A 290-nucleotide genomic window follows, 5' to 3' on the forward strand; every position below is an offset into this window, starting at 1 on the left:
GTACTGGCACTCGAAGAGCTCGCGGGGGAAGCCGCCGAAGTCGTGGATGGTCTCGGGACGCTCGCTGGTGCTGACCAGCAGCTGGCGGCTGGCCCAGTGGGCCGAGACCACCACGATAGCCGTAGGCGTCAGCTCGCGGCCCAGCCGGCGCAGGAAGTCGTGGGCCGGCCCGGGGGTCAGGGCCAGCATCGGCGAGCCATGGGAAATGAACAGGCTGGGAAGCATTTGGGTTCTCCTTCGTCGTGTCGTCTCAATAGCCGGTGAGATCGGAAGAGCACAGGTCTGAAATA

General features: G+C 65.2%; 1 protein-coding gene. It reads right to left on the reverse strand.

Features of this window, described 5'->3' with window-relative positions:
• The coding region (locus SQ11_RS15880) for a dioxygenase (RefSeq protein WP_041515179.1) at positions 1–225 on the reverse strand (225 nt) is incomplete at its 3' end.
• Positions 226–290 lie beyond the last annotated feature (65 nt).

The organism is Nitrosospira sp. NpAV (genome assembly GCF_000832065.1).
Taxonomy (GTDB): domain Bacteria; phylum Pseudomonadota; class Gammaproteobacteria; order Burkholderiales; family Nitrosomonadaceae; genus Nitrosospira.